Annotated in this window: 20 protein-coding genes and 1 pseudogene; 5 read left to right on the forward strand and 16 right to left on the reverse strand. The window is 68.3% G+C overall.

The genetic code is table 11. The annotated features are described in order from the left end of the window. The 8 genes and pseudogenes from glyA to C3942_RS19105 form a co-directional block, all read right to left on the reverse strand. A pseudogene (gene glyA / locus C3942_RS19070) lies at positions 1 to 131 on the reverse strand (serine hydroxymethyltransferase); the annotation flags it as partial. 63 nt (positions 132 to 194) lie between these two features. Beyond that, entirely contained in the window at positions 195 to 1292 is a 1098-nt protein-coding gene (gene nadA, locus C3942_RS19075; RefSeq protein ID WP_104231968.1) for a quinolinate synthase NadA, read from the reverse strand. Positions 1293 to 1387: 95 nt separating this feature from the next. Beyond that, a complete protein-coding gene (locus tag C3942_RS19080; RefSeq protein WP_104231969.1) occupies positions 1388 to 2989 on the reverse strand; it encodes a hypothetical protein in 1602 nt (533 codons plus the stop codon). Between the two features lie 20 nt (positions 2990 to 3009). Further along, positions 3010 to 4806: an aspartate--tRNA ligase gene (aspS, locus tag C3942_RS19085; RefSeq protein ID WP_104231970.1), complete on the reverse strand. Its 1797-nt coding sequence runs from the start codon at positions 4804 to 4806 to the stop codon at positions 3010 to 3012. 154 nt (positions 4807 to 4960) lie between these two features. Next, the gene (locus C3942_RS19090) at positions 4961 to 5248 is read right to left on the reverse strand and encodes an FmdB family zinc ribbon protein (protein ID WP_104231971.1); all 288 of its coding nucleotides are present in this window, start codon (positions 5246 to 5248) and stop codon (positions 4961 to 4963) included. Between the two features lie 83 nt (positions 5249 to 5331). After that, positions 5332 to 6519, reverse strand: coding sequence for a sensor histidine kinase (locus tag C3942_RS19095; RefSeq protein WP_104231972.1), 1188 nt, complete (start codon positions 6517 to 6519; stop codon positions 5332 to 5334). Then, entirely contained in the window at positions 6516 to 8297 is a 1782-nt protein-coding gene (locus C3942_RS19100) for a putative bifunctional diguanylate cyclase/phosphodiesterase (protein WP_104231973.1), read from the reverse strand. Before C3942_RS19100 ends, C3942_RS19095 begins: the two co-directional genes overlap by 4 nt. 10 nt (positions 8298 to 8307) lie before the next feature. Then, complete coding sequence (locus tag C3942_RS19105; RefSeq protein ID WP_243393674.1) at positions 8308 to 8790, reverse strand: response regulator; 483 nt, start codon at positions 8788 to 8790, stop codon at positions 8308 to 8310. Between the two features lie 109 nt (positions 8791 to 8899). Here C3942_RS19105 and C3942_RS19110 point away from each other — a divergent pair, with 109 nt between their 5' ends. After that, positions 8900 to 9763: a DMT family transporter gene (locus C3942_RS19110; protein WP_165797537.1), complete on the forward strand. Its 864-nt coding sequence runs from the start codon at positions 8900 to 8902 to the stop codon at positions 9761 to 9763. A 30-nt stretch (positions 9764 to 9793) separates the two neighbouring features. Here C3942_RS19110 and C3942_RS19115 read toward each other — a convergent pair whose 3' ends face one another. Beyond that, complete coding sequence (locus C3942_RS19115) at positions 9794 to 10555, reverse strand: competence/damage-inducible protein A (RefSeq protein WP_104231976.1); 762 nt, start codon at positions 10553 to 10555, stop codon at positions 9794 to 9796. Between the two features lie 72 nt (positions 10556 to 10627). Next, complete coding sequence (gene icd / locus C3942_RS19120; protein ID WP_104231977.1) at positions 10628 to 12400, reverse strand: isocitrate dehydrogenase (NADP(+)); 1773 nt, start codon at positions 12398 to 12400, stop codon at positions 10628 to 10630. A 112-nt stretch (positions 12401 to 12512) separates the two neighbouring features. Here icd and C3942_RS19125 point away from each other — a divergent pair, with 112 nt between their 5' ends. Continuing rightward, positions 12513 to 13055, forward strand: coding sequence for a DJ-1 family glyoxalase III (locus tag C3942_RS19125; RefSeq protein WP_104231978.1), 543 nt, complete (start codon positions 12513 to 12515; stop codon positions 13053 to 13055). Between the two features lie 67 nt (positions 13056 to 13122). On the opposite strand, the gene grxD is transcribed toward C3942_RS19125, so the two are convergent. Continuing rightward, positions 13123 to 13452 carry a Grx4 family monothiol glutaredoxin gene (gene grxD / locus C3942_RS19130; protein WP_104231979.1) on the reverse strand — a complete coding sequence of 110 codons (330 nt, stop codon included), beginning with the start codon at positions 13450 to 13452 and terminating at the stop codon, positions 13123 to 13125. Between the two features lie 199 nt (positions 13453 to 13651). Between grxD and C3942_RS19135 the strand changes: the two genes are divergently transcribed. The 3 genes from C3942_RS19135 to nadC all read left to right on the forward strand — a co-directional run bounded on the left by C3942_RS19135 (position 13652) and on the right by nadC (position 16073). After that, a complete protein-coding gene (locus C3942_RS19135) occupies positions 13652 to 14227 on the forward strand; it encodes a superoxide dismutase (RefSeq protein ID WP_104231980.1) in 576 nt (191 codons plus the stop codon). A gap of 75 nt (positions 14228 to 14302) precedes the next feature. Further along, complete coding sequence (gene argF / locus C3942_RS19140; protein WP_104231981.1) at positions 14303 to 15214, forward strand: ornithine carbamoyltransferase; 912 nt, start codon at positions 14303 to 14305, stop codon at positions 15212 to 15214. A gap of 4 nt (positions 15215 to 15218) precedes the next feature. Then, on the forward strand, positions 15219 to 16073 hold the full coding sequence (gene nadC / locus C3942_RS19145) for a carboxylating nicotinate-nucleotide diphosphorylase (protein ID WP_104231982.1): 855 nt from the start codon (positions 15219 to 15221) through the stop codon (positions 16071 to 16073). Between the two features lie 101 nt (positions 16074 to 16174). Here nadC and murI read toward each other — a convergent pair whose 3' ends face one another. The 5 genes from murI to C3942_RS19170 all read right to left on the reverse strand — a co-directional run bounded on the left by murI (position 16175) and on the right by C3942_RS19170 (position 22381). Then, entirely contained in the window at positions 16175 to 16945 is a 771-nt protein-coding gene (murI, locus tag C3942_RS19150; protein WP_104231983.1) for a glutamate racemase, read from the reverse strand. Further along, entirely contained in the window at positions 16942 to 17733 is a 792-nt protein-coding gene (locus C3942_RS19155; protein ID WP_165797538.1) for an alpha/beta fold hydrolase, read from the reverse strand. Before C3942_RS19155 ends, murI begins: the two co-directional genes overlap by 4 nt. A 90-nt stretch (positions 17734 to 17823) precedes the next feature. Then, entirely contained in the window at positions 17824 to 19701 is a 1878-nt protein-coding gene (gene sppA / locus C3942_RS19160; RefSeq protein ID WP_104231985.1) for a signal peptide peptidase SppA, read from the reverse strand. 52 nt (positions 19702 to 19753) lie between these two features. Beyond that, on the reverse strand, positions 19754 to 20875 hold the full coding sequence (locus tag C3942_RS19165) for a beta-ketoacyl-ACP synthase III (protein ID WP_104231986.1): 1122 nt from the start codon (positions 20873 to 20875) through the stop codon (positions 19754 to 19756). Positions 20876 to 20971: 96 nt separating this feature from the next. Beyond that, positions 20972 to 22381 (reverse strand): alpha/beta hydrolase family protein, encoded by a 1410-nt coding sequence (locus C3942_RS19170; protein ID WP_104231987.1) that lies wholly within the window; start codon positions 22379 to 22381, stop codon positions 20972 to 20974. Position 22382: the final 1 nt, after the last annotated feature.

Here is a 22382-nt window from a genome sequence, read left to right on the forward strand (position 1 = left end):
ATCACCGCCGGGCTGGCGTAGTTCTCCGAGGCGATCAGCTCGATGTGCGCTTCCTGCCGCCCCGCTTCCTTCTGGATCGCGGCGTGCAGCTCAGGGTCGTATTGGGCGAGGCTCGGGGCGTTGGTCCACATGGCTTGGTCTGGCTACGGTGAAAAGGTGAAATGAAAACGGACAGGGCTACCCTGTCCGGCGCATCAGTCGACGACTTCGAGCATCAGCTCCAGCGCCGCCTTGGCGGGCCTGGCGATGTCCGCCGGGACGCGGATCTGGTTGACCACCTTGCCGGCGACCAGGTTGTCCAGGGTCCAGGCCAGGTGCTGGGGGTCGGTGCGGAACATGGTGGAGCACATGCACACGGTGGGCGACATGAACTCCACCTTGACGCCCTTGGGCTTCATCTCGTCGGCCAGGCGGTTCACCAGGTTCAGCTCGGTGCCCACCAGCCAGTGGTCACCCGGCTGCGAGGCGCGCACGGTGCGCAGGATGTACTCGGTGCTGCCGACGAAGTCGCTCTTCTCGCAGACCTGCAGGGCATTCTCCGGATGGCTGATGACCTTGCCTTCCGGGTGACGGCTGCGGAAATTGTCGATGTGCGCCGGCTGGAACATCTGGTGGACCGAGCAGAAGCCCTTCCACAGGATCATCCTGGCCGCCCGGATCGCCTCGGGCGTATTGCCGCCCAGGGGCTTGTTGAAGTCCCAGACGATCATCTGGTCCAGGCCGATGCCCATGTTCTTGGCGGTATTGCGGCCCAGGTGCTGGTCGGGGAAGAACAGCACCTTCTCGCGGCGGGCGAAGCTCCACTCCAGTACCGCGCGGGCGTTGCTGGAGGTGCAGACGATGCCGCCGTGGTTGCCGCAGAAAGCCTTCAGGTCGGCCGCGGAGTTGATGTAGGTTACCGGCGTAACCATCTGATCCGGATCAAGAATCTCGGACAGCTCCGCCCAGCACTTGTTGACCTTCACCAGGTTGGCCATATCGGCCATGGAGCAGCCGGCCGCGAGGTCCGGCAGGATCACGGAGCGCTGGCCGTCGGTGAGGATGTCCGCCACCTCGGCCATGAAGTGCACGCCGCAGAACACGATGAATTCGGCGTCGGTCTTCGAGGCCAGCTGTGACAGCTTCAGGGAATCCCCTGTGAAATCAGCGTGTTTGAAGACTTCGTTGCGCTGGTAATGATGCCCGAGGATGCACAGGCGTTTGCCCAGCAGCTTCTTGGCGGCGACGATGCGTGCGTCGCATTCGCCGTCGTCCAGCAGGTTGAAATGCTCGATCTTGAGCGCGGCAGCCATGTCGGCCTCCAGGCCTGAAAATGCCCGTCAGTAGCCAGACATTGTAGCGCGCCCGGCCCCCGACCACTACCAGTGGTACGGGGGCCGGGACGGAATCACTTGGAGATCGTCGCCGTGACCGTCTGGGTCTTGGTGGTGCTGGCGCGCTCGTTGGTGGCCTTGATCTTGACCGTGCGGTCCTGCAGCGGCGTGCCGTTGCTGTCGTCGGTGTCGGTATTCACCTGGAAGGCGGAGATCGCGGTGCCCGAGATCACGCTGTTCAGGCCGCCGATGGCCACCTTGGTGGAGCTGGTGGTGCCGTCGTTGGCGAAGACCGTCCAGGCGACCTGGCGGGTGATGTCCTGCTGGAAGCCCTCGTCGAAGGTGCCGACCGCGCGGAACTGAAGGCTCTTGTAGGCCTCGATCACCGGAGCGTCACCATCATCCGGCTTGACCGCAATGCCGGTCAGCGTCGACTTGCGGGCCTTGAACACGATCGTCGCCTTGGTCGGCTTGCCCTCCCAGCACTTGGACACGTAGTCGGTCGGGCGCGGATCGGGAACCGGCTCGGGCTGGCAGTAGGTGATGGTCACGTCCTCGCTCAGCTGCGGCGTCGTGGTGCCGGTACCGGTGGCCAGCGCTCGGACCGCCGTCGGCACCAGGCTGACGCCACCGCTGGTGTTGGTCAGGAAGACGCTCGTCGTGATGACTTCCGGCTTGCTGGACGACGCCAGGACCTGGGACGAGAGATCCTGTGCCGGCCCGGTGACGTCCGCGAACGTGGCGTAGGTGCGCAGCACCTCGGTGGTCTGGGACTGGGTGGCCGTGGTGGTCGTGGAATCCGGGATCACGGCCAGCACGTTGCCGTTGACCGGGCTTTCGAGTTCGCGCTGGATCAGCAGGCCGGTAGGCTGTGCCACGGTGACGTCGAGCTTCGCATCGGCGAACAAGGCCTTGGTCGCGGCCGGCAGCGCAGGATCATCGCCCTTGCAGGCGATCAGCGTCGGCAGGACCGTGCGGGTCGGAATCTTGCCGGTGAGGTCCTTGACCGCCTGGACGATGGTGGTGGCCTGGCCGCTGACGACCACGAAGTTGGCGGCCGCCTCGTCGTCGTCGTCCGGGTCCGTGAAGGACATCCCGCTCAGCGCCGAGGCCAGGTCGGTCTCGTAGCCCTCCAGCGTCCCCACCAGCTGCAGCTGCTGGATGGTGTTGGGGCTCATCTTGATGGCGGTGGCGGCCTGGTCGCCGTAGCCGGTGGCCTTGATGCGGAAGTTGCCGTCCGGGTTCTTCACCGTCATCGGGAATTCCTTCTGGATCCGCCCCAGGGCGGTCGCCTTGATGACGACGTCGCCCGGCGCGCGGGGCAGGACCAGGCCCGACACCGTGTAGACCAGCGGCTTGCCATCCTCGTCGAACTCGGCAGGGTCGACCGGATCGCCCCGGTTGGTGACGATCGCGATGCTGGGGTTGCTCGACTCCCACCTGGAGCGGTCGTTGAAGTTCTCCTGGCCGCCGTTGCTGAAGCCGATGGAGTACAGGAGCTGCTGCGGCACGCAGGTGAAGAGCTTGTTCTCCCCGAAGGCGGTGGTGCCGCCGACCTTCTGGATGCGCGCCGTATCCGGGTCCGGCGCGCTGCCGTCACCCACGCCGTCGCAGCCCGCGAGCACCAGCACCGACGCGGCCAGCATCGCCGCGATTCCGCCCTGCTTGATTCCCATCTTCAGCGATCCTCGATTCTTCAGGCCGGCTTCGCCGGCTCCTTGGGCTGCACGGTGCTGCGAATGCTGAGTTCCCTCAGCTGCTTGGCGTCCACCGGGCTGGGCGCATTGGTCAGCGGGCAATGCGCGGTCTGCGTCTTGGGGAAGGCGATCACCTCGCGGATGCTCTGCCCGCCCGCCATCAGCATGACCAGGCGATCCACGCCGATGGCCAGGCCGCCATGCGGAGGCGCGCCGAACGAGAGCGCCTCCAGCAGGAAGCCGAACTTCTCCTGCTGCTCCTCCGCGCCGATGCCCAGCAGGTCGAACACGGCCTGCTGGATGTCCGCACGGTGGATACGCACCGAACCGCCGCCCAGCTCGATGCCGTTCAGCACGATGTCGTAGCCCTGGGACAGGATCGTGCCCGGATTGTTCCGGATCTCGGCCGCGTCGAACTGCTTGGGGGCGGTGAACGGGTGATGCAGGGAGGCCCAGCGGCCGCCCTCGCGGTCGTCCCACTCGAACATCGGCCAATCCACCACCCACAGGGCCTTCCAGCCCTGGGCAGTGAAGCCGAGATCGTTGCCCACCTTCAGGCGCAGGGCGCCGAGCGCGTCGGACACCACGCCGCGCTTGTCGGCACCGAAGAACAGCACGTCGCCGTCCTGCGCGCCGGTGCGTTCCAGGATGCCGGCCAGCGCCGCGTCATGCAGGTTCTTGACGATCGGCGACTGCAGGCCGTCGCGGCCCTTGGCCTTGTCGTTGACGACGATGTAGGCCAGGCCCTTGGCGCCGTAGATCTTGACGAACTCGGTGTACTTGTCGATCTCGCCGCGCGACAGGCGCTCGCGGCCGCCGGGCACGCGCAGCGCGGTGACGCGGCACTTGGGGTCGTTGGCCGGGCCGGCGAAGACCTTGAAGTCCACGTCCTTGACCAGGTCGGCCACGTCCACCAGTTCCAGCGGGTTGCGCAGGTCCGGCTTGTCGGAGCCGTAGCGCGTCATCGCCTCGGCGTAGCTCATGTGCGGCAGGGTGCCCAGGTCCACGCCCAGCACTTCCTGGAACAGCTCCTTCACCAGGCCCTCGATCAGGGCCATGATCTCCTCCTGCGTCAGGAAGGAGGTCTCGACGTCGAGCTGGGTGAACTCCGGCTGGCGGTCGGCGCGCAGGTCCTCGTCGCGGAAGCAGCGCGCGATCTGGTAGTAGCGGTCCAGGCCCGACATCATCAGCAGCTGCTTGAACAGCTGCGGCGACTGCGGCAGCGCGAAGAACTGGCCCGGATGGGTGCGGCTGGGCACCAGGTAGTCGCGGGCGCCCTCGGGCGTGGCCTTGGTCAGGATCGGCGTCTCGACGTCGACGAAGCCGTTGGCATCCATGTAGTTGCGCATGCGCCGCACCACTTCGTGGCGCAGGCGCAGGTTCTTCTGCATCTGCGTACGGCGCAGGTCGATGTAGCGGTACTTGAGGCGGATGTCCTCGCCGGCGGTCTCGTCGTCCGGGTGGAACGGCGGGGTTTCCGCCTTGTTCAGCAGTTCCAGCTCCTTGGCCAGCAGCTCGATCTTGCCGGTGGTCAGCCCCGCATTCTCGGTGCCGGTGGGACGCGGCCGCACGCGGCCGGTGATCTTGACCACGTACTCGGAGCGCAGCTTGTCGGCCAGGGCGAAGGCCTCCGGGGTATCCGGGTCGAACACGCACTGCAGCAGGCCTTCGCGATCGCGAAGGTCGATGAAGATCACACCGCCATGGTCGCGGCGGCGGTGGACCCAGCCGGAAACGGTAACGGTCTGGCCGGTCAGCTCTTCGGTGACCTGGCCGCAGTAGTGGGAACGCATCATGTTGGAATCTTTGAGGTTTACGCCGGGCCGAACAATCGCGGCCGGAACGACGGGCCGCGTAGTGTAACCGCCCCCCGGGCGCCGGAGCCAACTCCCGGCGCCTGAAACGAAAAACGGCGCCCGAAGGCGCCGTTTCAGGTCCCTGCCCGGCCGTTCAGGCCGCGGCGCAGCCCGGCTTGTCGCAGCCTGACGGGGTACAGGCCGCGCCCGCCGAAGCGCCGCTGTCGGCCTTGGAGTCGGCCGTGAGGTTCTTCTTGTTGCCGGACTTGAAGTCGGTCTCGTACCAGCCGCCGCCGCTGAGGCGGAAGCCGGCCGCCGACACCACCTTGGTCAGGGCCGACTTGCCGCAGGAGGGGCAAACGGTCTCCGGCGCATCGGAAATGCGCTGCATGATCTCGGTCTCGACCCCGCAATCCTGGCAAACGTACTCGTAAATCGGCATGGCAACCTCGGTGAATCGGCAAAAAACGGCAACGGGCGCGGAGGCTATAGGGTCGGGCCGGTGCTTTTCAAGGGGTGGCGCGCCTAGCGCACATCCGGCGGGATGCTGCGGGCCGGCTTCAGGGTGGCGGGCTGGACCGGCAGCTGGATGTGGAACTCGGCGCCCCTGGAGCGGCTTTCCGCCCAGATCTGGCCGCCGTGGTAGGCCACGATCTTGCGGCAGATGGCCAGGCCGATGCCGGTACCCTCGTATTCCTCGGGTCCGTGCAGCCGGCGGAACACCGCGAACACGTTCTCGAGCTGGTCGGCCGGGATGCCGATGCCGTTGTCGATCACGGTGATGTGCCAGTCGTCCTTGCGGCGATCGCAGTAGACCTCGATCACCGGCTTGCCGCCCTGGGGCTGGAACTTGATGGCATTGCCGATCAGGTTCTGGAACAGCTGCAGCAGCAGGTTGTGGTCGGCGGTGATCTCCGGCAGGTCTTCCGCGATCAGCGTGGCCCCGGAGCGTTCGAACTCGCTCTCCAGCGCCTTGCGCACCTTGTCCAGCGTGTCGCCGAGCGGCTTCTTCTCGAACGGGGAATCGGTGCGGCCGACGCGCGACAGCGCCAGCAGGTCGTTGATCAGGGTCTGCATCTGCCGGGTGCCCTGCTCGATGAACTCGAGGAACTCCAGGGCATCGCCGTCGAGCTTGCTCTTGTAGCGCTGCGACAGCAGGCGCGAGAAGCCGGAGATGTTGCGCAGCGGCGCCTGCAGGTCGTGCGAGGTGATGTAGGCGAACTGCTCCAGCTCCGCCGCGGCGCGCTTCTGCTCGCCCAGGGACTTGCGCAGGTTGCGCTCGGCGGACTCGCGCAGCAGGATTTCCTCCTGCAGGCGGTGGTTGGATTCCTGCAGCTCCTGCGCGGAGCGCATCGCCAGCAGCCGGGGCACCAGCGGGATGATCGCCAGCGCGGTGGCCAGCGATACCAGGGCGGTCAGGACCTTGATCCAGCCCTGCAGGTAGTAGACCGGCTGCCAGATCGTGATGATGCCGAAGACATGGGTGATGCCGCAGAGCGTGATGAAGGCCGCGAACAGCCCGATCGCCCAGTTGAAGCTGATGCGGTTCTGGTAGCGCCGCAGGAAGTACAGCATGGTCACCGGAATCATGAAGTACGCCAGCGCGATGGTCAGGTCGCTCAGGACGTGCAGCAGGATCAGGTCCTTGCGGCCGACAAAGCAGAAGGCATGCGGCATCAGCGGCGTGGGGTCCAGCCAGGTCAGCAAGTTCATACCTCGAAGTCGGCAGTCCGGGAATCGGTCCGGCGTCGGCCGGCATCCCCTCGAAGGTAATCGGCCAGCGCCGCGGGCGCCAGCGGCGGACAGGGCCAGAAGCCCTGCACGTAGCGGAAGTCCAGGCCGGCAAAGCCTTCCAGTTCCTCTCCGGACTCGATGCCGGTGAAGAAGACCTGCAGCTGCAGCGCCGAAGCGGCCGCCAGCAGGCCCAGCAGAAAGCGGTGCGGGGTGCTGTTGCGGCCGTCGCGCGCGGCGGAGCGCAGCAGCCGGCGGTCCAGCTTGACGCCGGTGATCGCCGGCGAGGCCAGCGCATGCAGGTCGCCATTGCCCGGCAGGAAACCTTCCAGCACCATCGTGAAGCCGGCCTCGCGGAAGCGCTCCACGGGCACCGCCAGGCGGCCGTCGGAGGTGCCCATGGCCGCGGCATCCACCTCCAGCTGGACCTGGCCGGGGCTGATGCCTTCCTGGGCCAGCAGCGCCACCAGGCGCTCGGCCTGCTGCGGCGCCTGCAGTTCGGCGCCGGACAGGTTCAGCGCCAGCATCCCCGGCGCCAGGCCTTCTTCCCGCCAGCGGCGCCAGTCCCGCACCGCCAGGCGCGCCAGTTCCAGGCCGATGTCGGGCATGCGTCCCCCGCGCTCGAGCAGGGGCAGGAATTCGGCCGGCAACAGCAGGCCCTCCGGCCGGCGCCAGCGCAGCAAGGCCTCGATGCCGGCGACCTCGCCGGTGCCGTAGTGCAGCCAGGGCTGGAAATGGATCTCGAAACCGCCGTCGGCCACCGCCCTGGCCGCGTCGGTCGCGAGCTGACGCGCCAGCTCGCCGTCCCCGGCGGTGAAGTCGTCGCGCAGCGACAGGACGCCGCCGCCGCTGCCCTTGGCGCGGTACATGGCGGCGTCGGAGTGGTGCAGCAGCTCCTCCAGCGTCTCGCCGTGCTCCGGATACAGCGCGATGCCGACGCTGCAGCCGACCGAGACCGGCCGGCCCTCGATGCTCTCGATGCCGCGGATGCGCTCGACGATGCGCTCCGCCACCTCGCGGGCACGCGCCAGTTCGCCGATGGATGCCAGCAGGATCGCGAACTCGTCGCCGCCGATGCGAGCCAGGGTATCGCTGTCGCGCACCGATTCCCGCAGGATCTGGGCGATGCGCAGCAGCAGGGCGTCGCCCACGGCATGGCCGTGCCGGTCATTGACCGCCTTGAAGCGGTCCAGGTCCAGGAAACAGATGGCAAAACGCCGGTCCGCGGCGGCGGCCAGGTGTTGGCGCGCGCGTTCCTCGAACAGCTTGCGGTTGATCAGCCCGGTCACCGGGTCATGGCTGGCCAGCTCGAACTGGCGCGCGCTGCGCTCCTCCAGTTCATGGACCTGGCGGTTGCGTTCCAGGGCATGGCGCACCACCTTCAGCAGGCGCTCGCCTTCGTACTGGCCCTTGACCACGTACTCCTGGGCGCCGAGCTGCAGGGCGCGGATCGCCGAGCTCTCGCAGTCCAGGCCGGTCAGCACGATCACCGCCAGCTGCGGCTGCAGGCTGCGCAGGCGTTCGACATTGGCCAGGCCCTGGCCGTCCGGCAGGCCCAGGTCCAGCAGGGCGCAATCGTGGTGGCTGCGGCGCAGCTCCTCCTCGGCATCGGCGATGCTGCGCACGGTCTTGAGCACCAGCTCGCCGCGGTCGATGGCCTCGCGCAGCGACTCCTTCAGCAGGCGCGCGTCGGCCGGCGAATCCTCGACCGCGAGGATCGAGAACGGGGCGACGACGGGTGGCTGCGGGGCGGCGGACACGGCGACTCCATCACTCCATGCGGGGCGGCAACTGGATCATGCCCAGCCAGCAGTCGCGGATCATGCTGGCCAGGCGCTCGAATTCCTCGAGGTCCACCGGCTTCACCAGGTAGGCATTGGCATGCGACTGGTAGCACTCGACGACGTCGCGCTCGGCCTTGGACGTGCTGAGGATCAGGACCGGGATCTGGCGCAGCCGGGGGTCGGCCTTGACCTCGCGCAGCACTTCGCGGCCGTCGCGGCGCGGCAGGTTCAGGTCCAGCAGGACCAGGTCCGGCAGCGGCAGGCGGGCATGCTCGCCCTCCCGGCGGAGCATGCGCAATGCCTGTTCCCCGTCCCGTGCAACATGCAGGCGATGGCGGAAGCCGGCGTCGCGGAAGACCTCCTGGGCCAGCCGCACATCGGCCGGGCTGTCCTCCACCAGCATCAGCACGTACTCGCGGCCATCCGCTCCCGCGGATACCGGCGCTCCCTCGCTGTCGATCATGGCCATCCTCGGCACTCCATACGATACGGTAAAATTTAGCAGTGGAAATGGGGGCTTTCCTTGGATTGTTTATACCGTTTCCCGCCCTTCCATCGCTCCCCCCCATCCTTCCATCATGCAGAACGACCTCAAGCGCGGCGCCGCCCACGCCATCTACGCGGCGGCGGCCTTTTCGCTGACCGGTGTCTGCGTCAAGGCGGCCAGCGCCCACGCGCCGAACGAGGTCGTGGTGTTCTTCCGCTGCCTGGTCAGCCTGCTGGTCCTGATGCCCTGGGTCCTGCGCCAGGGCGCCGACAGCCTGCGCTCGCAGCGGGTCGGCGGGCATCTGTGGCGGGCCGCCTTCGGCGTGGCGGCGATGTATGCCTTTTTCTACGCCATCGGCCGGCTGCCCCTGGCCGAGGCCATGCTGCTGACCTACTCCACACCCCTGTGGGTGCCCTTCATCGCCTGGGCCTGGATCGGCGAACGCCCCCCGGCCGTGGCTTTCCCGGCCGCCCTGCTGGGCCTGATCGGCATCGCCTTCATCGTCAAGCCGGGACATGCCCGGATCGACTGGCTGGCGGGGATCGTGGGCGTGGCCTCCGGGATTCTGGCCGGCTGCGCCATGGTCAGCATCCGCCGGATTTCCGATACGGAGCCGGCCCAGCGCATCGTCCTGTACTTCATGATCCTGGCCACGGCGATCTCGGCCGTTCCCCTGCTCTGGGCCTGGCAGACCCCGGGCTGGGGCACCCTGGCCCTGCTGGTCGGGGCCGGCGTCACCGCCACGGCAGGGCAACTCAACCTGACCCGCGCCTATGCCTGGGCACCGGCCGCCCTGGTCGGCCCCTTCACCTACACCTCGGTGGTGTTCTCCGCCCTGCTCGCCTGGTGGATCTGGGACGAGAATCTCGACGGCTGGTCGGCCCTGGGCATGCTGCTGGTGGTGGCGACCTGCGCGCTGGTGGGCTGGAAGCGGACGCCGGCGGCAGAGGCGTGAAGGCTCTTGCAGGAGCGGCCGCCACCCCGATCAGGGCCGGCTCAGCTCCTCGACCTCGATCTGCGGCCAGGCCTTCAGCCCCTCGCGAAAGCTGGCATAGGCCGCCGCCGCATCCGCACGGGGCCCCTTGAAGCCGAACTCGATCTGCCGGGGCCGCTCGGGCGAACCGCGAAACGGCAGGCTCGACAGCTTGATCGAGGGAAACCGCGCCAGCGTGGCCTGCATCAGCGGCAGCAGGTCGCCCTCGGTCACCGGGCCGATGGCGTTGAAGGAGTACTCCACTGCAGGCTCGGCCTGGTGCAGGTGGCGCAGGCGCTGGTCCAGGACCCACTCCAGCATGGGCCAGGCCATCTCCGGGAAGCCGGGGACGAAGTAGCAGCCGCCCACCGAAAAGCCCGCCACCCGGTTCACCGGGTTGGGGATCAGCTCCGCCCCGGCCGGGAAATCCGCCATCAGCACGCGGTTGGGCAGCGCCTGCTCGCCGTACTGGGCCAGGATCAGGGCCTCGCCCTCCGGATGCCGCACGATGGGCCGGCCGAAGGCCTGGGCCGCCGCCTGGCGGGTGCAGTCGTCCGGCGTGGCGCCGATCCCGCCGCAGGACAGCACGGTATCGCCACGCCCGGCGGCCGCGGCGATGGCGGCGGCGATGCGATCCTGGTCGTCGCCCAGAAACTGCGCCCAGTCCAGCGCCATGCCCCGCTCCGCCAGCAGGCCGATGACCCGGGCCAGGTGCTTGTCCTGCCGCTTGCCCGACAGGATTTCGTCGCCGATCACGAACAGCCCCAGACTCATGTCCCACCCTCCACGGTCCAAACAGAAGGGGCGGCCTGCGCCGCCCCATGACTCGAAGACAGCCGCGCGGCTTCAGACCACGTCGCCGGCCCAGCCGAACTTGTCCACCGCATTGAAGATGTCGGTCTCGGTCACGATGCCGATCAGCTTGCTGCCCTGCGCCACGGTGAGGCGGCTGAAGCTGGAATCGGCGATCTTGCTGGCGGCCTCGCGGATGCTGGTCTCGGCCGGCACCGACACCACCGGGCGGGTGGCAACGTCGCGCACCTTGGTGGTGGCCGGATTCCTCCCGCCGCGCACGATCTTGGCGACGATGTCGCGGCGCGTGAGAATGCCCCACTCGCCCCTGGCATTGGGCTCCACCACCAGCGAACTGACGTCGCTGTCCGTCATCAGGTGCATGGCGCTCTCCACCGTCTCGTCGTCGGTGCAGGTGATCAGCGAGCGGGTCATCAGGTCGGCCACGGTCTGCGGCACGCGGCCGGAGTCCAGCATCTCTTCCATCGGCTGCAGCAGGCGACGGATCTCGCGCTGCTTGCGCTCCCTGGCGAGCTGCTCCTGCTGGGCCTTGCGCTTGGCTTCCAGGTCCACGCCGCCGCGGATGCGCTCGATCAGCGCGTCGGCGAACTGGCTGGTGCCGACCTCGGTGGCACCGTCGATCTGGCGCGCGAAGTCGTAGGTCACGATGCCGTCGCTGACCACTTCCGGATAGACCAGGGTGATCAGGTCGGCGGCTTCCTTCCAGCCCAGGTACTCCAGCATCATCACGCCGGAGAACAGCAGCGAGCCCGGGTTCACCTTGTTCTGGTTGGCGTACTTGGGCGCGGTGCCGTGGGTGGCCTCGAACACGGCGACGTGGTCGCCGATGTTGGCCCCCGGGGCGATGCCGACGCCGCCCACCTCCGCCGCGATGGCATCGGACAGGTAGTCGCCGTTGAGGTTCATGGTGGCCAGCACGTCGAACTCTTCCGGACGCAGCAGCATCATCTGGAACATGATGTCGGCGATGCGGTCCTTGATGACGATCTTGCCTTCCGGCTGCTTGCCCTTGTACTCGGCGTAGAGCTGCTCCTCGGTGATCGTGACGGCGCCGAACTCCTCGCGGGCCACTTCATAGCCCCAGTTCCGGAAGGCGCCTTCCGTGAACTTCATGATGTTGCCCTTGTGCACCAGGGTCACCGACTCGCGGCCGTTGTCGATCGCGTACTGGATGGCCTTGCGCACCAGGCGCTTGCTGCCGAACGAGGAGATCGGCTTGACGCCGAGGCCGGCACCGTCGAAGAACCTGGCCTTCATCTCCTCGCGCAGGAACCGGGCCAGCTTCTCGTTCTCGGGCGAGCCGGCCTTGTACTCGATGCCGGTGTACACGTCCTCGGTGTTCTCGCGGAAGATCACCACGTCGACCTTGCCCGGATTCTTCAGCGGGCTGGGCACGCCGGCGTAGTGGCGCACGGGGCGCACGCAGGCGTAGAGGTCCAGGTCCTGGCGCAGGGCGACGTTGAGGGAGCGGAAGCCGCCGCCCACCGGAGTGGTGAGCGGCCCCTTGATGGACACCACCAGGTCGGCCAGGGCCTTGATCGTCTCGTCCGGGCAGTAGTTGCCGTCGTAGAGGCCGGCGGCCTTCTCGCCCAGGTAGACCTCGCACCAGTGGATCTTGCGCTTGCCGCCGTAGGCCTTCTCCACCGCCGCGTCCCAGATGCGCAGGCAGGCCCTGGTGATGTCCGGGCCGATGCCGTCACCTTCGACGTACCCGAGGATCGGCTGGTCGGGAACGTGCACCTGGCCGTTCCTGACGCTCACCTTTTCTCCGGTCGTCGGGATCCTGATGTGACGGTAGGCGGACATCTTTCGTTCTCCGGTATTAATTTTTTGAATCAGGGCGGAAGCGAAAAGGGCTGTGGCATTCTAGCACCGTGCCCTGTGCGCGGTTCCCAACACAACAAGAGGAGATCCCCATATGAATGCCCTGGTAGTCATCGCCCACGGTTCGGAATCCCTGGAAGCCGTCACCCTCGTCAACGTGCTGCGGCGGGCGGAGGTGGAGGTCACCATCGCCAGCATCGAATCGAGCAGGACGGTCGAGGGCAGCCGCGGCCTGACGCTGACGGCGGACGCGCTATGGCCCGAGGTGGAGGGCCGGGAGTTCGACCTGATCGCCCTGCCGGGCGGCGAACAGGGAGCGCGAGCCCTCGCGGCCCATGCCGGCCTGGTCGGCAAGCTCCGGACCCAGCGCCAGGCCCACCGATGGACCGGGGCGATCTGCGCCTCCCCGGCCCTGGTCCTGTCGGCCCATGGCCTGCTCGACGGCAAGAAAGCCACCTGCTACCCCTCCTTCCGCGACCAGCTGCTGCACTACGTCGATCTGCCGGTGGTGGTGGACGGTCATTGCGTCACCGGCCAGGGCCCGGCCAGCGCCGTCGCCTTCGGCCTGGAACTGGTGGAGGTGCTTTGCGGGGCGGAAAAGCGCCGCTCGGTCGCCCAGGGGCTGCTCGCGGCCTGAGCCCCTTGCGGGGCTGCAACGAAAAACGCCCGCTTGCGCGGGCGTTTTCTTGTTCCGGGCCGGAAAATCAGGCCGCTTTCTTGTCCGCGACCGCTTCCTGCAGCATTTTCTGCAGCTCGCCGGACTGGTAGAGGTCCAGCGTGATGTCGCAGCCGCCCACCAGCTCGCCCTTGACGTAGAGCTGCGGGAACGTCGGCCAGTTGGCGTACTTGGGCAGGGCGCGGTAGACCTCCTCGTCTTCGAAGATGTTGACGTAGGCGAACGGCACGTTGCAGGCCTTGAGGGCCTGGACCGCACGGGCGGAAAAACCACACTGCGGAAAATCCGGCGAGCCCTTCATGTAGATCATGATGGGGTTGTCGGTGACCTGCTTCTTGATGCGCTCCAGCGCGTCCATTTTGCCTTCTCCGGCTGCTGGTAAGGGTACGGCGGGCGCGGATTATACGCGCACTGCCCCGGGAATGAACCTCTGCAAATTCCGGTCCAAGTCCATGTGCGGTATTGAATTTGCGCCCCCGCTCGCCTATTTTGTCGGCCCCACTTGCAGCCGGCCGGCGCATCCCCGGCGCCGCTTAGCAACAAAAGGAATCAAATCAATGGCTCTGACGCTCCCTGAACTTCCCTACGCCCGCGACGCCCTCGCCCCCCACATGTCGGCCGAGACGCTGGACTTCCACTACGGCAAGCACCACAAGGCCTACGTGGACAACGGCAACAAGCTGATCGCCGGCACCGAGTTCGAGAACATGGCGCTCGAGGACATCGTCCGGAAGTCCTCCGGCAAGATCTTCAACAACGCCGCCCAGGTCTGGAACCACACCTTCTTCTGGAACTGCCTGACCCCGAAGCAGACCCCGCCGGGCAAGAAGCTCACCGACGCGCTGGTCAAGCAGTTCGGCGGCGTTGAGGACTTCAAGAAGCAGTTCACCGAGGTGGCGATGAACACCTTCGGCTCGGGCTGGGCCTGGCTGGTGCAGAACGCCGACGGCAGCCTTGCCCTGGTCAGCACCTCCAATGCCGGCTGCCCGCTGACCGCCGGTCAGAAGCCCCTGCTCACCGCCGACGTCTGGGAGCACGCCTACTACGTCGACTACCGCAACGCCCGCGCCAGCTTCCTCGAGCACTTCTGGGCTCTGGTGAACTGGCAGTTCGTCGAGAGCAATCTCGGCTAGGCTTTAGCCATACCGCAACGGGGCCGTTCCATCGCGAACGGCCCTTTTGCTTTTTTAAAGGGATAGAAAGTCGTCATGACCCGGCACCTGCTGAAGCTGTCCGATCTGAGCGCTGACGAAGCGCAGGCGATCGTGGCGCGCGCCATCGCGCTCAAGAACAGCCGTGACCCGTCGTACCGCCCCTTCGTGGGCAAGACGCTGGCGATGCTGTTCACCAAGAACTCGACGCGCACCCGCGTCAGCTTCGAGTCCGGCATGGTGAAGTTCGGCGGGCATGCCCTGTTCCTCAGCGCCAGCGCCACCCAGATGGGCCGCGACGAGCCGCTCAGCGACACCGCCCAGGTGCTGTCGCGCATGTGCGACGCGATCATGATCCGCAACGATTCCCAGGCCGACCAGGAAGAACTGGCGCGCCACTCGCGCGTGCCGGTGATCAACGGCCTGTCCAACCTGCACCACCCCTGCCAGCTGCTGGCGGACATGCAGGTCTGGACCGAGCACCGCGGCAACCCCAGGGGCAAGACCGCGGCCTGGGTCGGCGACGGCAACAACGTCTGCCATTCCTTCATCGAGGCGGCGAAGCTGTTCGACTTCAAGCTGCGCATCGCCGCCCCGGTGGGCTATGAGCCGGCGCAGGAAATCGTGCGCCACGGCGGCAACCTGATCGAGGTCACCCACGACCCGAAGGCCGCCGTGGCCGGCGCCGACCTGGTGGTGACCGATACCTGGACCAGCATGGGCCAGGAAGAGGAAACCCAGCGCCGCCTGAAGGCCTTCGCCGGCTACCAGGTGGACGACGCCATGATGGCGCTGGCCAAGCCGGAAGCGATCTTCCTGCACTGCCTGCCGGCGCACCGCGGCGAGGAAGTCAGCGCCTCGGTGATCGACGGCCCGCAGTCGGTGATCTACGACGAGGCCGAGAACCGCCTGTGGGCGCAGATGGCACTGGTGGAGTTCCTGCTCGGCATGACGCCGGCAGCGAAGTAAGGCCATGACCCTCCCGGCCTACGTAACCGACCTGAAAGCAGTCGTCGCCCATGCGCTGTCCGAGGACGTCGGCGGCGGCGACGTCACCGCCCGCCTGGTGCCGGCCGAGGAGCGGGGCCAGGCCTACGTGATCGCCCGCGAGGCCGCCGTGGTCTGCGGCCGCCCCTGGGTGGACGAGGTGTTCCGACAGCTCGACGGCAACATCGAGGTGAAATGGCTGGTGCAGGAAGGCCAGCGGGTTGCCCCGGACCAGCGCCTGTACGAACTCCGGGGCCCTGCCCGCGCGCTGCTGACCGGCGAACGCCCGGCGCTCAACTTCCTGCAGACGCTGTCGGGCACCGCCACCGCGGTGCGCCAGTACGTGGACGCCGTGGCCGGCACCGGGGCACGCATCGCCGATACACGCAAGACCCTGCCGGGCCTGCGCAACGCGCAGAAGTACGCCGTGCTTTGCGGCGGCGGCATCAACCACCGCATCGGCCTCTATGACGGCATCCTGATCAAGGAAAACCACATCGCTGCCGCCGGCGGCATCCGCCAGGCCATCGCCAATGCCCGCGCCCTGCAGGCCGGCGTGCCGCTGATGACCGAGGCGGAGACGATGGCGGAAGCCCGCGCCGCGCTGGACGCCGACGTGGACCTGCTGCTGGTGGACGATTTCAGCCTGCCCGATCTGCGCGAGGCCGTGCGCCTGGTGCGCGAGCACCGCGACCGCGGCGGCAGGACGGTGATCGAGTACTCCGGCGGCGCGACGCTGCAGAACGTGCGCGGCTACGCCGAGTGCGGCGTGGACCGCATCGCCATCGGCGGCATCACCAAGCACATCCGGGCGCTGGACCTGTCGATGCGGTTTGCCTGAGGGCTATCGCATTCCGGCTTTGTCGCAGGAGCGGCCGTTGGCCGCGAAGCGCGGTCATCATCTCGACCTGCTTTCGCGGCCAACGGCCGCTCGTGCGTCGCTTATGAGCCGTCCGGCATCAGCAGCCGCCGCAGCTTTTCCAGCTGCACGGCATCGCCGCTGCCCTGCCATTCGATGCTGCCGGCCGTCCCGGCATCGTTGACCAGCCCTTCCCGCTCCAGCAGGCGCTGGGCCTGCCGCGCCACCGCGGCGCCGGTGTCGATCAGGCTCACGTCCTTGCCCACCACGTCCTGGATCAGCGGGCGCAGGAAGGGATAATGGGTGCAGCCCAGCACCATCACGTCGGCGCCCTGCTGCAGCAGCGGCGCGGTATAGCGCTCGACCAGCGCACGGGTCTCCGGCGTATCCAGCAGGCCGGCCTCGACCTGCTCCACCAGCCCTGGACAGGGCTGGGTGATCACGCGCACGCCGCGGGCATGGTCGGCGACCAGCTTGTGGAACTTGTCGCCGGCCAGGGCCGCGCCGGTGGCCAGCACGCCGACCACGCCGCTGCGGGTCTGCGCCGCCGCCGGCTTCACCGCCGGCTCCATGCCGACGAAGGGCATCGGGTAGGTGGCGCGCAGCTGCTCCACCGCCGCGATGGTGGCGGTGTTGCAGGCCACCACGATCAGCTTGGCGCCCCGCGCCATCAGGTACTCGGTGATCGCCACGGCCCGCGCCTGGATCTGCTCGCGGGTCTTGCCGCCATAGGGGCAGTGGCCGCTGTCGGCGTAGTAGACGAGATTCTCGCCGGGCAGCAGGCGCCGGATCTCGCGCAGCACCGAAATGCCGCCGACGCCGGAGTCGAAGACGCCTATCGGAGCGGCGCTCACGGGGCCACCTTGCGGCGGAAGAATTTCAGCAGGACCGGATTGAAGGCCTCCGGTGCTTCGGACGGCAGGCCGTGGCGTCCTTCGGCAAACCAGTGGAGATAGCCGCGCGGCAGCGCATGGGCAAACTTCACGACGTCGTCATGATCGAAGTAGTCCTGCCCGGCCCCCACCACCAGGGTCGGCATCTTCAGCTCCGGCAGACGGTCGATCACCGACCACTGCACCAGCCGGCAGAGGGAGCCCAGGTAGGCACGGCGCGTGTTGCGGGCGCCACGCGCGATCACCTTGGCCCGCAGGCCTTCGTTCTCCGGCCCCGGGAACATGCGCCGGGCACTGATGCGCGACAGGCGCGCCGGCCCCAGCAGGCCCATCACCAGCAGGCGGTAGCCGATCTCGAAGTACTGGCGCGAGGTACGCGGGCGGAAGCCCGGCACGCTGTTGGCGATCACCAGGCGCCGCACCCGCTGCGGATGCTGCAGCGCGAACTGCAGGCAGACCGCGCCGCCCATGCTGTGGCCGACCAGCAGGCAGCTTTCGACGCCGACGGCATCCAGGAAGCGGCGCAGGTCGTCCACGAACTGCGCGACCCCCGGCCCCCGCTCGCCGATCGGCGTGTCGCCGAAGCCGCGCAGGTCCGGCGCCAGCACGCGGTAGTGCTCGCCGAAGGCGCGGATCTGGTAGTCCCAGTCGGCCCAGGAACCGCCGAGCCCATGAACCAGCACCAGCGGGTCACCGGCGCCCGCCTCGACGTAGTGGACGTCGATGTCGCCGATGCCGATCCTAGGCATGCGGCGAAGCTCCGCCTCCCCGCTCCCTCCCAGCGGGAGAGAGGGGGACCGCCGGCAGAGCCGGCGGTGCGCAGAGGGAGGCATCAGCCATCAGCGTCCCATGATGCTGCCGCCCATGCTCGGCGTGCAATAGCAGTTGGCGTACATGCCACGCGGGTCGTTGAGGCTGCGCAGGGCGCGTTCGGCGTCGGTGCGCTGCAGCAGGGTCGCCAGCCAGCGCGTGGTGCCGGCCGGCAGGAAATCAAGCCTGATGCTGCCGGAGAACGGCAGAAGGAAGTCGAAGGGGAAGCCGCGGTCGGGGCTGTACTCCTCCAGCTGGTAGCTTTCCGGATCGAGGCTGGCGAGCTTGGCCGCGGCATCCGCCGCGTCCTCCAGGCCGCCGAGCTGATCGACCAGCCCCAGGGCCTTGGCGTCGCCGCCGCTCCAGACACGGCCGCGAGCGATCTCGTCCACCTTCTCCAGCGGCAGCTTGCGCGCCTTGGAGACGCCGCCGATGAAGTCACGGTAGCCCTTGTCGATCTGGGACTGGATGATGCTGGAGATTTCCGGCGACAGCGGGCGGTCCAGCCGCAGGCTGCCGGCGAGAGGCGTGGTGCCGACGCCGTCGGTATGCACGCCGACCTTGCCCAGCGCCTGGTCGATGGTCGGGATCAGGCCGAAGATGCCGATGGAGCCGGTGATCGTGGTGCTGTGCGCCCAGATCTGGTTGGCATCCATCGAGATCCAGTAGCCGCCGCTGGCGGCGACGGTGGACATCGAGGCCACCACCGGCTTGCCCTCGGCCTTGAGCGCCTCCACCTCGCGGCGGATCTGCTCGGAGGCCCAGACGCTGCCGCCCGGGGAGTCCACGCGCAGCACGACGGCGGCCACATCCTTGTCGCGGCGCGCCTGGTCCAGCAGGTCGGAAATGGTGTCGCCACCCGCCTGGCCGACGTCGCCCGGGCCATCGACGATCTCGCCCTGCACCACCACCAGCGCGACCTTGCCGGCCTTGCCGGTTGCGGACGGCATCTTGGCATGCTGCATGGCGCGCAGGTACTCGCTGAAGTGCACCTGGCGGAAGCTGCCGTGGTCGTCGTCGATGCCGACGATCGCGCCCATGCGCTGGCGGAACTGCTTGAGCGTCTCGACGTGCGTGACCAGCCCGGCCTTCCTTGCATAGGCCGCGGTGTCGCCGCCACCGGCTTCCAGCGCCTGGCGCATGCCGCTGACATAGTTCACCACGCCGTTCTCGGGCAGCTTGCGCGCACCGCCCACGCCCTGGGCGTAGTCGGTCCAGAGATCGCCCAGCCAGGCGATGTTGGCCTGCCGCGCATCCTCGGACATGTCGTTGCGCGTGAACGGCTCCACCGCCGACTTGTACTCGCCGACGCGGAACACGTTGATGCGCACGCCCAGCTTGTCGAGCGCGTCCTTGAAGTAGTTCTGGTAGACGCTGAAGCCCTCGATGTGGACCATGCCCTGCGGGTCCACCACCACCTCGTCGGCCAGCGCGGCGGCGAAGTACGGCGCCTGCTCGTACCACGGGCTGTAGGCAATGACCTTCTTGCCGGCGGCCTGGAAGCGCTTGATCGCGGCGCCCAGTTCCTCGAGCTGCGGCAGGCCGGCGTCGGCCAGGGCGTCGAGCTTGAGCACGGCGAAGGCGATGCGCGAGTCGTCGCGGGCCAGGTCCAGGGCGTCGATCAGGTCGCGCAGCAGCGTCTGCGAGGGCGGCTCGCCGCGCAGGTTCTCCACCAGGTGCTGGCCCGGGTCCTGGTCGATCTGCTCGACCAGGGCTCCGCTGGGCGCCAGGATCAGCGCCACGTTGTCCTCGATCTTCGGCGGCGTGCCGCCGCTGAAGAAGGTGAACATCACGAACAGGCCGATCGCCAGGCTGAGGATGAACAGGGCGCGGTAGACGATGACCGCGACCTTCCAGAGCCGGTTGAAGAAGCGGCCGAGGGCCGAGGAGGATTGCTGTTCGCTCATGGGTGCCTGTGTGACCTGAAGTGGCGCTTGGACCGCTGCTGCGGGGCCGGGTTCACAGCCGCTTCATGACCACGGAGCCGGCGGAGTAGCCGGCTCCGAAGGCGCAGAGCACGGCCAGATCGCCGGACCGGAGGTCCTCGTGATGCTTGTGGAAGGCGATCACCGAACCGGCGGAACTGGTATTGGCGTATTCGTCCAGCGTCACCGGGGCCTCGTCCGGCCCGGGGTCGCGGCCCAGCACGCGCTTGGAGATCAGCTGGTTCATGCCCAGGTTGGCCTGGTGCAGGAAGAAGCGGCGCACCGAATCCGGCGCAAGGCCCAGGTCGGTCAGGTGGCTCACGATCAGTTCGGAGGCGATCGGCACCACTTCCTTGAAGACCTTGCGGCCCTCCTGGTGGAACAGCACGTCGTCCCAGGGACGCGGCGGTATCTCGCAGGCATTGAGGAAGCCGAAGTTGTTGCGGATGTTGTTGGAGAACTGCGTCTGCAGGCGCGTGCCCAGCACCTCGAAGCGCACCGGCGCCACCGCCGTCTCCAGCGGCTCCACCAGCACCGCCGTGCAGGCGTCGCCGAAGATGAAGTGGCAGTCGCGGTTGCGGAAGTTGAGATGGCCCGAGCAGACCTCCGGGCTCACCACCAGCGCCGCGCGGGCGCTGCCCATGCGCACCGCATCCACCGCGGCCTGGATGCCGAAGGCCGCCGAGGCGCAGGCCACGTTCATGTCGTAGCCGTAGCCGGTGATGCCGAGGTGGTGCTGCAGTTCCACTGCCATCGCCGGGTAGCCGCGCTGCATGTTGGAGCAGGCCACCAGCACGAAGTCCACGTCCTCCGGCTTGCGGCCGGCGCGCTCCAGTGCCTGCCGCGCCGCGGCCAGGCCCATCTCCACCAGGATCGAGGGCTCGTCGTCCGAGCGGGTGCGGTAGCGCGGGCGCATCACATCCACATCGAGCACGCCCTCCTTGTCCATGACGTAGCGCGACTTGATACCGGAGGCCTTGACGATGAATTCGGACGACGACGGCGCCAGGGCGGGCACGGTGCCGGCGGCGATGTCCTCGGCATGCTCGGCGTTGTAGCGCTCGACATAGCGGTTGTAGCAGGCCACCAGCTCGTCGTTGCTGATGCTGTGCGGCGGAGTGAACAAGCCGGTGCCGGTGATGGCAACTCGTTTCATGGGGGAATCCGGGAGAATGGGGGGGCAAGGTGATGGACCGATTCTAGCCTGCCGGCCGGCTCGGCGGCGGGAAATCCCGCCTTCCCCGGCCGGGGTTCAGGCCAGCGGCCAGCCGGCGGCGGCGGCGGCGTGGCGCAGCACCAGGCCGGGCTCGCGCTCGTAGCGGATGGACAGGTGGGAACCCTGGTACCAGGTGACCGGCACGCCCCAGTGCCGAGCCAGCCTCTGCGGGTGGTCGGGCAGGACGATGCGGTCGGCGGCGGCGGCGACCAGGTGCAGCCGCTCGCGCGGCAGCAGCGGCGCCCTCGCCAGGGGAGAGACCACCTGCAGGATGTCGCGGTAGCGCTGTTCGTCCAGGCCATGCTCGCGGTAGTAGCGCAGGTGTCCGGGTGGCACGAAGCGCATCAGTGCCGAGGCGAAGTCCGTCACCGGGATCACCGCCAGCGTGAAGTCGAGCTCGCGCTCGTAGGACGCCAGCAAGGCGGCGTTGTAGCCCCCCAGCGAGTAGCCCATGACCCCGACCCGCGCCCGGCCCTCGTTCTGGCGCAGCCAGGCCAGGCTCCGCCGCAGGTCCCACAGCGCCTGCGACTGGGCGTGGACCAGGTCCAGCGGATCGCCGTCCAGGTAATGATCGCCGCTGCGGGCGGCGATGCGGCGCGGCCCATGCAGCGGCAGTACCGGCAGGATCAGGTTGAAGCCCAGGCGATGATGCAGCCAGCGGGGACTGAACAGGCTGAAGTCCAGCCACGGCGTGCCCATGCGGTAGCCGTGGATGCACAGCAGCCAGGGTCGCGGCGGCCCCGGGTGGCGCAGCAGGCGCACATGGCACTCACGGTTGCGCTCATGGGCGTTCCAGGCCGCCGCTCCCGGCAGGCCCGCATCGGGCACGAAGCCGCTGTCGAAGCGCAGGACTTCATGGTCCTGCCCCCGGTGGCGGGCCTTCTGGATGTAGGCGCGTGCCGGAGCCGGCGGTTCCGGATGCAGCGCGGCGGGATCCCGGTCCAGCCCACGCTGGCGGATGGCGGCGAGCATCTGCTCGGCCTGCCGACAGACCTGCAGCGCCTGCTCCCCGGCCGGCATGCGCGCACCGCCGACGAAGTAGCCCAGCACGGCCTCATCCATGCCGACCTTGAGGTCCATCCGGGGACCGCGCTCCGGCGCCGGCACCTCCAGTCCCTGGGGCTCGCGGGTCAGCGCCGCGCGGCCGGCGGCCATGAAGCTCGCGGCGCTGCCGGCCAGCGCCAGCAGCGCCGGCCAGAAGCCGCCCGCGATCCAGGCCGGCAGGAAGAACAGCACGCCCAGGAAGCCGGCCAGGGCCATGTAGGCGCTGATGCGCGGATCACCGGGGAACAGCAGCAGCGCCGTGCCGCAGGACAGCAGCAGCACGCCGGGCGGCAGTGCCCACAGCAGCCAGCCGCCACCCGCGTCCGGCAGCAGCCAGCACAGCCCGGCGAGGATCGGCACGAAGCTGAGGGGCTCCCACTGCCGCGGCGGTGGCAGTTGCATC

It is taken from the genome of Solimonas fluminis (assembly GCF_002930645.1).
Classification (GTDB): domain Bacteria; phylum Pseudomonadota; class Gammaproteobacteria; order Nevskiales; family Nevskiaceae; genus Solimonas_A; species Solimonas_A fluminis.

What these genes read in the sequence shown, in the direction of transcription:
- nadA (WP_104231968.1), bottom strand. Translation starts at nt 1,292, where the DNA reads ATGGCTGCCGCGCTCAAGATCGAGCATTTCAACCTGCTGGACGACGGC.
- C3942_RS19080 (WP_104231969.1), bottom strand. Translation starts at nt 2,989, where the DNA reads ATGGGAATCAAGCAGGGCGGAATCGCGGCGATGCTGGCCGCGTCGGTG.
- aspS (WP_104231970.1), bottom strand. Translation starts at nt 4,806, where the DNA reads ATGATGCGTTCCCACTACTGCGGCCAGGTCACCGAAGAGCTGACCGGC.
- C3942_RS19090 (WP_104231971.1), bottom strand. Translation starts at nt 5,248, where the DNA reads ATGCCGATTTACGAGTACGTTTGCCAGGATTGCGGGGTCGAGACCGAG.
- C3942_RS19095 (WP_104231972.1), bottom strand. Translation starts at nt 6,519, where the DNA reads ATGAACTTGCTGACCTGGCTGGACCCCACGCCGCTGATGCCGCATGCC.
- C3942_RS19105 (WP_243393674.1), bottom strand. Translation starts at nt 8,790, where the DNA reads ATGGCCATGATCGACAGCGAGGGAGCGCCGGTATCCGCGGGAGCGGAT.
- C3942_RS19110 (WP_165797537.1), top strand. Translation starts at nt 8,900, where the DNA reads ATGCAGAACGACCTCAAGCGCGGCGCCGCCCACGCCATCTACGCGGCG.
- C3942_RS19115 (WP_104231976.1), bottom strand. Translation starts at nt 10,555, where the DNA reads ATGAGTCTGGGGCTGTTCGTGATCGGCGACGAAATCCTGTCGGGCAAG.
- icd (WP_104231977.1), bottom strand. Translation starts at nt 12,400, where the DNA reads ATGTCCGCCTACCGTCACATCAGGATCCCGACGACCGGAGAAAAGGTG.
- C3942_RS19125 (WP_104231978.1), top strand. Translation starts at nt 12,513, where the DNA reads ATGAATGCCCTGGTAGTCATCGCCCACGGTTCGGAATCCCTGGAAGCC.
- grxD (WP_104231979.1), bottom strand. Translation starts at nt 13,452, where the DNA reads ATGGACGCGCTGGAGCGCATCAAGAAGCAGGTCACCGACAACCCCATC.
- C3942_RS19135 (WP_104231980.1), top strand. Translation starts at nt 13,652, where the DNA reads ATGGCTCTGACGCTCCCTGAACTTCCCTACGCCCGCGACGCCCTCGCC.
- argF (WP_104231981.1), top strand. Translation starts at nt 14,303, where the DNA reads ATGACCCGGCACCTGCTGAAGCTGTCCGATCTGAGCGCTGACGAAGCG.
- nadC (WP_104231982.1), top strand. Translation starts at nt 15,219, where the DNA reads ATGACCCTCCCGGCCTACGTAACCGACCTGAAAGCAGTCGTCGCCCAT.
- C3942_RS19155 (WP_165797538.1), bottom strand. Translation starts at nt 17,733, where the DNA reads ATGCCTAGGATCGGCATCGGCGACATCGACGTCCACTACGTCGAGGCG.
- sppA (WP_104231985.1), bottom strand. Translation starts at nt 19,701, where the DNA reads ATGAGCGAACAGCAATCCTCCTCGGCCCTCGGCCGCTTCTTCAACCGG.
- C3942_RS19165 (WP_104231986.1), bottom strand. Translation starts at nt 20,875, where the DNA reads ATGAAACGAGTTGCCATCACCGGCACCGGCTTGTTCACTCCGCCGCAC.
- C3942_RS19170 (WP_104231987.1), bottom strand. Translation starts at nt 22,381, where the DNA reads ATGCAACTGCCACCGCCGCGGCAGTGGGAGCCCCTCAGCTTCGTGCCG.